Below are 10,458 nucleotides of genomic sequence, written 5' to 3'. Positions count from 1 at the left end.
AAGTCGCCGCGAATATCACGGAAGTGGTGCAGATCCCCGTTATTCACATTGGTGACGCCATTATCGTCGCCTGTAAAGAGCAGGGGTATCAACGGGTAGCTTTGCTTGGTACGGCGTTTACCATGGAGCAACCTTTTCTGAAAGATCACCTGAGTGCGGGTGGGTTAGACGTGATGGTTCCGGACGAGGCAGATCGCCGCATTGTTCATCAGGTTATTTACGACGAATTGTGTCAGGGTAAAGTGCTCGATAGCGCAAGACAGCAATACCAGCGCATTATTGAACAGCTAAAACAACGCGGGGCGCAGGCGGTTATATTAGGTTGTACCGAAATCGGTTTGTTGATTGCTCCCCAGGATTCGTCATTACCGGTATTGGACACTACAGCGTTACATGCAAAGAGCGCTGTAGACTTCATGCTGAGTAGCAATCCCAATTGAGACGGCTGACCGGGGTGGGTTAGAAATAATAATGCACACCCATTACCAGGGAGTTATTGTTCTCGTCACCGACATAACGAAATTCATAGCCTACGGCTAATCCAAATCCATAAGGTTCACCGAATTGCCAGCCTACACCCGCCGCGGTGGCATTATGGCCCGTTATCGGCAAGGCCGCAGCCTGCGGGTTCAGGAAATACTGTGTGTTACGTAAGGTTGCGTAAACCCACTGGGTAGACGAGGAGGTCACCGCTCTACGCGCCGACAGACTGACAGCAGCCAAATCCAATAGGTCAACACGTGGCAACATGGTGGGAACGTAAGGGTTACTTCGACTGTTCATCCGAATATCGAAGCGCCATTTCGGTAACCGGGCATTTTGGTACTTAATGAAATACTGGGCGTTGTCCGCAGGCGCACTTACCAGCGGAGATTCTGGTAAAAAAGCAGGTTGATTTGCCAGCAGAGGACTACTAAAACTACCGGCCAAACACAATAAGATTGCGCGGCGCAGTGGCATTAAAACGTTCCGGTTTTTCGTTGAGTGTTTTTATTAACTATAGCGTTATTCAGTCGGATCTCAATAACCCGCTAAAAATAATTTCCACATTTTTGAATTTATTTTTTTGCCGTTTACCCATGCGCGATGAAGGCTCAAGTTAGTGCTTACATACGTGTTTTGAGCAGCAGTTAGAATTTTCACTAACCTATTGAATGGAAGCAGAAAAGCTGAACACAACGCAGGCAGTAAAGTCTTGCGGTCTGCAACCGTGAGACTTGGAAATATTACCCTCTGTGGACTAACGTTAAAGTATCTTGCGGTGAGCGGAGTACCGCAGCAGAAAGTCAGGAACACGTTCGTATACGAGGACTAAGTTATGCGTGCAGAATGGGAAATTGAGCGAAAGTTTGTCGTTACTTTTTTACCTGAAGGATTGTTAGACACCCGTCAGCCAGTAAAGGTGAGGCAAGGGTATATCTCGTCAGATGGGGAGCGTCAGGTACGCATCCTGGATGAAGGAGGTAACTACACCATGATCATCAGCCAGGGTTTTGGACATAAACGTCAGGATACCCGAATGGCAATTAGCGCCGAGCAATTCGAACAACTTTGGCCGCTAACGCAGCACATGCGGGTGGAAAAGCAGCGCTATCGCATCGGCTTTTTCGGCCACAGTCTTATTCTCGATGTGTTTGCGGGTCACCTTGAGCCGTTGATGCTTGTTGAGGTTGAGTTCGACTCAGAAATGAACAGCAGGCAATTTCTGCCACCGGATTTCGCTGAATTTGAAGTGACTCACCGGCGTGAATACCAAAATGTTCACCTGGCAAAGTTCGGCTTGCCCGACACGCTGGCTATGGTGAGTTGCCAGTACTAAGCACGCTCGGTTAGCGCCTAAGGTTATTAACACACATAAAAAAAGAGGCAACCAGTGCCTCTTTTTTGTTTGCGAATCAATATTTTCGCGAAGAATTTCTATTTTACGCTGCTGCGTAATGCTTCTGCCTTGTCGGTAGCTTCCCATGGGAAAGCGTCGCGGCCAAAGTGGCCATAGGCAGCTGTTGGGCGGTAAATAGGGCGCTCCAAATCCAGCATCTGAATTAAGCCATAAGGGCGCAGGTCAAAGTGCTCTTTCACCAGCGCAACCAGGGTGGCTTCGTCCACACTGCTAGTACCAAAGGTATCAATGCTGATAGACGTTGGCTCTGCTACACCAATAGCGTAAGACACCTGAATCTCACAGCGTTTAGCCAGGCCAGCTGCAACAATGTTCTTGGCAACATAACGACCGGCATATGCGGCTGAACGGTCAACTTTTGACGGGTCTTTGCCCGAGAATGCACCACCACCGTGACGTGCCATACCGCCGTAGGTGTCTACAATGATTTTACGGCCTGTCAAACCACAGTCACCCATTGGGCCACCGATTACAAATCGGCCGGTAGGGTTAATGTGGAATTTGGTGTCTTTGGAAATCCACTCAGCAGGTAATACAGGCTTAATCACTTCTTCCATTACCGCTTCACGCACGGTATCGGTCGCAACAGAGTCACAATGCTGGGTAGACAGGACAACTGCATCAATACCAACCGGCTTGCCGTTGTCATAAATAAACGTTACCTGGCTTTTGGCATCCGGGCGAAGCCAATCCAGCTTGCCAGACTTACGCACTTCGGCCTGGCGTTGAACCAAACGGTGTGAATAGGTAATCGGCGCAGGCATTAATACGTCGGTTTCATCTGACGCATAACCAAACATCAAGCCCTGGTCACCGGCACCCTGTTCTTCCGGGCTGGCGCGATCCACACCCTGGTTGATGTCAGGAGACTGCTTACCAATGGCGTTTAATACGGCGCATGAGTCAGCATCGAAGCCCATGTCTGAATGGGTGTAACCAATGTCGCGTACGGTTTGACGGGTGAGTTCTTCAATGTCTACCCAGGCAGACGTGGTGATTTCACCGCCGACTAATACCATACCGGTTTTTACGTAGGTCTCACAGGCAACACGTGCCTTTGGGTCCTGCTCAAGGATCGCATCGAGGACCGCATCGGAAATTTGATCGGCAATTTTATCCGGGTGTCCTTCTGACACAGATTCGGATGTAAATAAACGCGCTGCCATGGTGTCTCCGTAATATTTTGAAAAACTGAATCTCTATATTGTAGCAAGCACAATAATAAATACCAGTCTTTACTTCTGGACGTCTAAAGGTCTATTTGTTACGTTAACTTGACACAAGGGATCAGTTCTTCGTTGCAAAAATTACGGAAATCCCACAACTAAGACAGAAAACACGTTGAACTGGATAAGTCACTGGGCGACAATACGTGCCCCAGTGTAAGACGTAATCGCTGTCGTCTCGTTTGCAACTTCGCCAAGAGCCGCAGCAACACTCATTATTTCAGGAGACAACATGCCTTCTCGTCGAGAACTCGCCAATGCCGTTCGGGCATTAAGTATGGATGCCGTCCAGCAAGCTAAATCTGGTCACCCTGGTGCGCCTATGGGCATGGCAGATATTGCCCAGGTGCTGTGGTGCGATCACCTACAACACAATCCGTCTAACCCGGAATGGGCGAACCGCGACCGCTTTGTGCTGTCGAATGGTCACGGCTCTATGTTGTTGTATTCACTGTTACACCTGACCGGTTACGACTTACCGATTAACGAATTAAAGCAATTCCGCCAATTGCACTCTAAAACACCTGGTCACCCAGAGTATGGCTATGCACCGGGTGTTGAAACCACCACAGGTCCATTGGGCCAGGGTATCACCAATGCCGTAGGTATGGCGCTGGCAGAAAAAGTGCTGGCGGCGCAGTTCAACCGCGACAACTTCCCGGTTGTTGATCATTACACCTATGCCTTTATGGGCGACGGCTGTTTAATGGAAGGTATCTCTCACGAAGCCTGTTCATTAGCCGGTACTTTAGGTCTGAACAAACTAATCGCGTTCTGGGATGACAACGGCATCTCAATCGACGGTGAAGTAGAAGGCTGGTTTACTGACAACACGCCTGCGCGTTTTGAGTCTTACGGCTGGAATGTCATTACTGGTATCGACGGCCACGATCCGGAAGCCATCAACGCAGCTATTGAAGCGGCGAAAGCACAAAGTGACAAACCTACCCTGATTTGTTGTAAAACCGTGATTGGTTTTGGTTCGCCAAACAAACAAGGTAAAGAAGACTGCCACGGTGCGCCGCTGGGCGATGACGAAATCGCACTGACCCGTGAAGCGCTGGGATGGTCTCACGCACCATTTGAAGTGCCTGCAGATATTTATGCTGGTTGGGATGGCAAAGCCAACGGTGGTGAAGCCGAGCAAGCGTGGAATGCGCTGTTCAATGATTACGCTGCAGCACACCCTGAATTGGCCGCTGAACTGAAGCGCCGTTTAGCCGGTGACCTGCCTGCCGATTTCGAAGCGAAAGCCGACGAATACATTGCGTCTTTGCAAGCAAACGCGCAAAACATTGCCAGCCGTAAAGCGTCACAAAACGCGCTGAATGCGTTTGGTCCGTTACTGCCTGAAATTCTGGGCGGCTCTGCTGACCTGGCAGGTTCAAACCTGACAATCTGGTCGGGCAGCAAAGGCGTAGAAAAAGACGACGCCAGCGGTAACTACGTCTACTACGGTGTGCGCGAATTTGGTATGTCTGCCATCATGAACGGTATTGCCCTGCACGGCGGTTTCAAAGCCTACGGCGCAACCTTCCTGATGTTCATGGAATATGCCCGTAACGCTGTACGCATGGCCGCACTAATGAAACAACCGGTTATCTTTGTGTACACTCATGACTCAATTGGTCTGGGCGAAGACGGCCCGACTCACCAACCGGTAGAGCAGGTAGTCGCGATGCGCGCTACACCAAACCTGGACAACTGGCGTCCGTGTGATCAGGTCGAATCTGCCGTAGCCTGGAAACAAGCTATTCTGCGCAACGACGGTCCAACGTCTTTGATCTTCAGCCGTCAGGGTCTGGCTCAACAAGCGCGTGACGCACAACAAGTTGCTGATATTGCTCGCGGTGGTTACGTACTGGTTGACTGTGAAGGTACGCCTGAGTTTATTCTGATTGCCACTGGTTCAGAAGTCCAACTGGCGGTTGATGCAGCGGCACAACTTACCGAACAGGGTAAAGCGGTCCGCGTAGTGTCTATGCCATCTACCGACGTATTCGAGCGTCAGGATGCAGACTATCGCGAAGCTGTACTGCCATCTGCCGTGGTTAAGCGCGTAGCAGTTGAAGCCCTGTCTAAAGAAAGCTGGTACAAGTACGTTGGCTTTAACGGTGCAATTATTGGCATGGACACCTTTGGTGAGTCTGCGCCAGCAGGTGACCTGTTCAAGCACTTCAATATTACTGTTGAGGCAGTGGTAGAGGCGGCGCTGGGGCTATAAACGCCCTGGCCAGCAGGCTAGTAAAAACATATGGTAAGAATAGCCATTAATGGCTTTGGCCGCATCGGCCGAAATGTACTGCGGGCACTCTATGAGAGTGGCCGCAACCAATCTATGCAAGTGGTTGCTATAAACGAACTGGCCGACCCGGCCGGTATGGCGCACTTGCTCAAATTCGACACGTCACATGGCCGCTTTGCCTGCCATGTGGAACGCGACGGTAACGACCTCATTGTTGCCGGCGACCGTATTCGTTTATGTCACCAGTCCGATATTCAGGGCTTGCCCTGGGAAGAGTTAGATGTAGATATTGTGCTGGAGTGTACAGGGCAGTATCAGGACCGCGCCAGCGGTTTACTGCACATTCAAAACGGCGCTAAAAAAGTTCTGTTTTCCCAGCCCGGTGCGCCCGACATGGATAACACCATTATTTTTGGCTGTAACGAGGACACCCTGCGCCCGGAGCATACCGTGGTGTCTAACGGCTCCTGTACCACTAACTGCATAGTGCCGGTGATTCAGGTACTCGACGAAGCCTTTGGCGTAGAAAGCGGCACCATCACCACTATTCATTCTTCTATGCATGATCAGCAGGTCATCGACGCATACCATCCGGATTTGCGCCGTACCCGCGCTGCCAGCCAGTCGATTATTCCGGTCGACACGCGACTGGCCCGGGGCATAGAGCGGATACTGCCGAAGTTTGCCGGTAAATTTGAAGCGATAGCCGTGCGCGTACCTACCATCAACGTTACCGCTATGGACTTAAGCGTAACGTTAGCCGCACAGGTTACGATTGAGCAGGTAAACGACGCGCTTCGCAATGCACGAAGCGGCAAGCTGGCCGGTATTCTGGATTACACCGAAGAACCCCTGGTGTCGGTGGATTTCAATCACGATCCGCATTCGTGTATTGTGGATGGTACGCAAACCCGCGTGAGTCACAAGCAGCTGGTGAAAACCCTGGTGTGGTGTGACAACGAATGGGGCTTTGCAAACCGTATGTTAGATACGGCACTGGCGATGTATCAGGTGGGCAGCCATTAATTAACGCATTTTAGGTTTTACTTTTAATTTAATAAGGAAGAGCAATGTCAATCCCAAGCATGTCAGATATTGATTTGTCAGGTAAGCGCGTATTGATCCGTCAGGATCTGAACGTTCCGGTAAAAGACGGCAAAGTCACCTCAGATGCACGTATCAAAGCGTCACTGCCTACCATTAAAGCCGCGCTCGACGCAGGCGCTGCAGTGATGGTGATGTCACACCTTGGACGCCCGACTGAAGGCGAGCCAGCGGATGAGTTTTCACTACAGCCTGTAGTGGACTACCTGAACGACGTGCTGGATACCGACGTAAAACTGGTAAATGACTACTTGGATGGCGTTGACGTTGCAGCCGGTGAGTGCGTAATTTTAGAGAACGTGCGCTTTAACAAAGGCGAAAAGAAAGACGACGAAACCCTGTCTAAGCAATACGCCGCGCTGTGCGATGTGTTTGTAATGGACGCATTTGGTACGGCTCACCGCGCCCAGGCATCGACTCACGGCGTTGCCAAATTTGCTCCTCAGGCAGTGGCTGGTCCATTGTTGGCCGGTGAACTGGCTGCACTGGCGAAAGCACTGGATAATCCGGCTCGCCCGATGGTCGCCATTGTGGGTGGCTCAAAAGTGTCTACCAAACTGACTGTGTTAAAATCATTAGCAGAGAAAGTAGACCAATTGATTGTGGGCGGCGGTATCGCCAATACCTTTATTGCGGCACAAGGCCACAATGTGGGTAAATCACTGGTTGAAATGGATCTGGTTGACGAAGCAAAACAACTGATCGCCCAGGCGCAGGCAAATGGCGGTGATATTCCGGTACCGACTGATGTAGTAACCGGTAAGGCTTTTGCTGAAGATACGCCAGCAGAACTGAAAAACGTTGCTGATGTTGCTGATGACGATATGATTTTTGATATCGGCCCGGACAGCTCAGCTGCGCTTGAAGACATTTTGAAGAACGCGGGCACCATTGTTTGGAATGGTCCGGTTGGTGTTTTTGAGTTCGATCAGTTCGCAGCTGGAACAAAAGCACTGTCAGAAGCCATTGCAGCGAGCAATGCGTTTTCAATTGCCGGCGGTGGTGATACGCTAGCGGCAGTGGATAAGTACAATATTGCTGACAAAGTGTCGTACATCTCAACCGGTGGTGGCGCTTTCTTAGAATTTTTAGAAGGGAAAACCCTGCCTGCCGTTGCGGTACTCGAAGAAAAAAATAAATAACAACAACGCAACGCAGCAGATCTTCCCCGCCGGGTACCTGTGACACATAAACACAGGGCCTGGCAGCCTGCTAACGGATCAGCAGGTCAAACGATTTTTCGTAACCCTACAGCCGTTTAATCGCGGTACATGAAAAAGAAAGGAGTGTTGCACATGGCATCACAGGCACAGCAAGCTATGCTTGATAAAATCCTCACTCAGGGAGGCTTTATTGCCGCACTGGACCAGAGCGGTGGAAGTACCCCAAAAGCCCTCAAACTTTACGGCATCGACGAGTCAGCTTACGCTAACGACGACGAAATGTTCGACATGGTTCACGCCATGCGTACCCGTATCATTACCTGTAATGCCTTTTCTGGCGAGCGCGTATTGGGCGCTATCTTGTTCGAAAATACCCTGGACCGTGACATTGAAGGTCTGTCTTCTGCAAATTTCCTGTGGCAAAAGAAGCGCGTTGTTCCGTTTCTGAAAGTCGACAAAGGATTAGAAGCCGAAGCCAATGGCGTTCAGTTAATGAAGCCAATGCCGGGTCTTGACGAACTGTTAGCAAAAGCCAACGCACAGGACGTATTTGGGACTAAAATGCGTTCAGTAGTAAAACTGGCTAATCACGAGGGCATTAAAGCCGTTGTTGAGCAGCAGTTTGAAGTGGGTAAGCAAATTCTGGCGGCAGGTCTGGTACCTATCATTGAGCCTGAAGTTGATATCAACAGCCCTGAAAAAGCGGAAGCAGAAGCCCTGCTGAAGCTGGAAATTCTGGCGCAATTGAACATGCTGGGCGATGAGAAAGTCATGCTTAAGCTGACTATCCCGGAGCAAGCCGATTTCTACAAAGAGTTGGTGGACCACCCGAAAGTGCTGAAAGTGGTAGCGCTGTCTGGCGGTTATAGCCGCGACGACGCCAATGCCAAACTGGCTGAAAACCACGGTATGATCGCGAGCTTCTCGCGTGCACTGACCGAAGGCGTATCGGCACAACAAAGCGACGCCGAGTTTGAAGCAACACTGGATACCGCTATTGAAGCCATTTATCAGGCTTCATTAACCTAATCCTGCCTCTCTGTGACGCCGGTTTCGTCGGCGTCACGATATCGCTACGCTATCCCCTTATTATCCTGCTGGTTATTTGTACTGCATTCGCGTATATTCCGTAATCGCTTTTAACAATACAATAACAAAGAAAGTAGGTTGTCACCGTGATGGATTATGATTATGTGGTAGCACAGACTTTGCTGCTGGGGATAGTTGCCCTGATTGGCGTGGTATTCACGTTCTCACTCCCCGTTCCAAACCATAAAACAAAAGCCAGTTCCGGTGTATTTGCCCGACTTTTTCTGGCTGCCTGCTGGCTCGTAGAAGTCTTTCAGACAGTGCGTTTCTCCGGTTACGAAGACATCGGTCGCATGGGGTTCTATGTGATGTCTCTCTCAGCGGCATACATGCTCATGATGACCATTGTTAAGCGCTACGGGCATTCATTAAATCGCCAACAAATAACGTTAGTGCTGCTGCATCTGGTGGGCGTGGCACTGTGTTCATTGCTGCTTCAGGCAGGTTACCTTCCTCAGTGGACTGCCAATACGGTTATATTGTTAAGCGTCGCGTTTCCGGTGTGGCAGGCTATCCGCCGGGTAAAATATTATCTGGCAACCAACAGCCTTGGCGACAAAGTGCTTTATGCCGTGTTGTCTACGGTGTTCTATACACTCCTCGCTATTTTGCCGATTTACCTTATTTTCTTCGACGCCAGTATTGTGCATCACCACAGTTTAACCTTCGCGATTTTACTGGTGTTTATGCTGGTGTTTATGTTGTCGTTTGCGGTGAGTGTGTTGCATTCGCTGGTTAATCGCTTGCATACACAAGTGCATACCGACCCACTCACCGGGGCCAAAAACCGCCATTTCTTCTACGAAATTGCGCCAAAACTGAGTGCACACGCGTTGCGGAATAACGAAATTTTGTCGGTGGTGGCCTGTGACATCGACCACTTTAAAGCTATTAATGACAAACACGGCCATGTAGTCGGCGACATCGCCTTAAAGCGTTTTTGTAAGATTATTCAGGACGAACTGCGGGCCGAAGATACATTGATCCGCATGGGCGGTGAAGAGTTTTTAGTGTTGAGTCCGCACTGCGACCGCAATCAGGCCACCGAACTGGCTGAACGGTTGCGTAAGGTTATCAGTGAAACCGAAATTGAAGCCAAAGGAGTAAACCTTATGCTCACGGCTTCATTTGGGGTGATTGAAATGACCCACAACAGCGAGTTCTTCAGCAGCGTAAAAGAAGCCGACCAGGCGCTATACAACGCCAAAGCCGCAGGCCGTAATCAGGTGATTACGGTTTAGGGCACGTCCGTCGTCCCGGAAAAGGCGAAGCGATTATCTCCATCCGTCGTCCCGAAATCGCCCCAGCGATATTCGGGATCCTAGGAAACATCCAGCGGTAGTTGTTTTTAGATCACGGCCTTTTTGAGTAGGTCCCGGGGCAAGCCAAGGTCCCGGAAACGCGAAGCGCTTATCCCCATCCGTCGTCCCGAAGATCCTGGGTCGAGCCCGGGATGACACTTATCCGGGATCTTGGAAACATCCAGCGGTGGTTGTTTTTAGATCGCGGCCTTTTTGAGTAGGTCCCGGGGCAAGCCAAGGTCCTGGGGCAAGCCCGGGATGACGGGGAAAGGATGTATCCACTCAGACGTCGTCCTGTAAACGCGAAGCGCTTGTCCCCATCCGTCGTCCCGAAATCGCTCCAGCGATATTCCCATCCGTCGTCCCGAAGATCCCGGGTCGAGCCCGGGATGACACTTATCCGGGATCTTGGAAACATCCAGCGGTGGTT

General features: G+C 50.5%; 9 protein-coding genes. 7 read left to right on the top strand and 2 right to left on the bottom strand.

The window, feature by feature from the left end:
• Positions 1-440 (top strand): aspartate/glutamate racemase family protein (locus AC4MRN_RS12460; RefSeq protein ID WP_491203447.1); only part of this gene is annotated, 440 nt, incomplete at its 5' end.
• A gap of 19 nt (positions 441-459) precedes the next feature.
• Here the strand turns inward: AC4MRN_RS12460 and AC4MRN_RS12455 are convergent.
• Positions 460-960: a hypothetical protein gene (locus AC4MRN_RS12455; RefSeq protein WP_491203446.1), complete on the bottom strand. Its 501-nt coding sequence runs from the start codon at positions 958-960 to the stop codon at positions 460-462.
• 358 nt (positions 961-1,318) lie between these two features.
• Between AC4MRN_RS12455 and AC4MRN_RS12450 the strand changes: the two genes are divergently transcribed.
• Positions 1,319-1,819, top strand: a complete 501-nt coding sequence (locus tag AC4MRN_RS12450) for a CYTH domain-containing protein (RefSeq protein ID WP_073320133.1) — start codon at positions 1,319-1,321, stop codon at positions 1,817-1,819.
• Between the two features lie 98 nt (positions 1,820-1,917).
• Here AC4MRN_RS12450 and metK read toward each other — a convergent pair whose 3' ends face one another.
• The gene (gene metK, locus AC4MRN_RS12445; RefSeq protein WP_073320130.1) at positions 1,918-3,066 is read right to left on the bottom strand and encodes a methionine adenosyltransferase; all 1,149 of its coding nucleotides are present in this window, start codon (positions 3,064-3,066) and stop codon (positions 1,918-1,920) included.
• Between the two features lie 292 nt (positions 3,067-3,358).
• Here metK and tkt point away from each other — a divergent pair, with 292 nt between their 5' ends.
• The 5 genes from tkt (at position 3,359) to AC4MRN_RS12420 (ending at position 9,968) form a co-directional block, all read left to right on the top strand.
• Positions 3,359-5,350 carry a transketolase gene (tkt, locus tag AC4MRN_RS12440; RefSeq protein WP_491203445.1) on the top strand — a complete coding sequence of 664 codons (1,992 nt, stop codon included), beginning with the start codon at positions 3,359-3,361 and terminating at the stop codon, positions 5,348-5,350.
• Positions 5,351-5,380: 30 nt separating this feature from the next.
• Positions 5,381-6,397 (top strand): erythrose-4-phosphate dehydrogenase, encoded by a 1,017-nt coding sequence (gene epd / locus AC4MRN_RS12435; RefSeq protein ID WP_491203444.1) that lies wholly within the window; start codon positions 5,381-5,383, stop codon positions 6,395-6,397.
• Positions 6,398-6,441: 44 nt separating this feature from the next.
• On the top strand, positions 6,442-7,617 hold the full coding sequence (locus tag AC4MRN_RS12430; RefSeq protein WP_491203443.1) for a phosphoglycerate kinase: 1,176 nt from the start codon (positions 6,442-6,444) through the stop codon (positions 7,615-7,617).
• Between the two features lie 153 nt (positions 7,618-7,770).
• Positions 7,771-8,667, top strand: coding sequence for a fructose bisphosphate aldolase (locus AC4MRN_RS12425; protein WP_073320119.1), 897 nt, complete (start codon positions 7,771-7,773; stop codon positions 8,665-8,667).
• A 149-nt stretch (positions 8,668-8,816) separates the two neighbouring features.
• Positions 8,817-9,968, top strand: coding sequence for a GGDEF domain-containing protein (locus AC4MRN_RS12420; RefSeq protein WP_491203448.1), 1,152 nt, complete (start codon positions 8,817-8,819; stop codon positions 9,966-9,968).
• Positions 9,969-10,458: the final 490 nt, after the last annotated feature.

This window comes from Marisediminitalea sp. (assembly GCF_984433645.1).
Note: the sequence above shows the minus strand (reverse complement) of the source record. Positions and strands in the feature narration are given on the sequence as shown.

Bases quoted from the DNA above. Each gene is read 5' to 3' on its own strand.
- AC4MRN_RS12455 (WP_491203446.1), bottom strand. From the start codon at position 960: ATGCCACTGCGCCGCGCAATCTTATTGTGTTTGGCCGGTAGTTTTAGT.
- AC4MRN_RS12450 (WP_073320133.1), top strand. From the start codon at position 1,319: ATGCGTGCAGAATGGGAAATTGAGCGAAAGTTTGTCGTTACTTTTTTA.
- metK (WP_073320130.1), bottom strand. From the start codon at position 3,066: ATGGCAGCGCGTTTATTTACATCCGAATCTGTGTCAGAAGGACACCCG.
- tkt (WP_491203445.1), top strand. From the start codon at position 3,359: ATGCCTTCTCGTCGAGAACTCGCCAATGCCGTTCGGGCATTAAGTATG.
- epd (WP_491203444.1), top strand. From the start codon at position 5,381: ATGGTAAGAATAGCCATTAATGGCTTTGGCCGCATCGGCCGAAATGTA.
- AC4MRN_RS12430 (WP_491203443.1), top strand. From the start codon at position 6,442: ATGTCAATCCCAAGCATGTCAGATATTGATTTGTCAGGTAAGCGCGTA.
- AC4MRN_RS12425 (WP_073320119.1), top strand. From the start codon at position 7,771: ATGGCATCACAGGCACAGCAAGCTATGCTTGATAAAATCCTCACTCAG.
- AC4MRN_RS12420 (WP_491203448.1), top strand. From the start codon at position 8,817: ATGGATTATGATTATGTGGTAGCACAGACTTTGCTGCTGGGGATAGTT.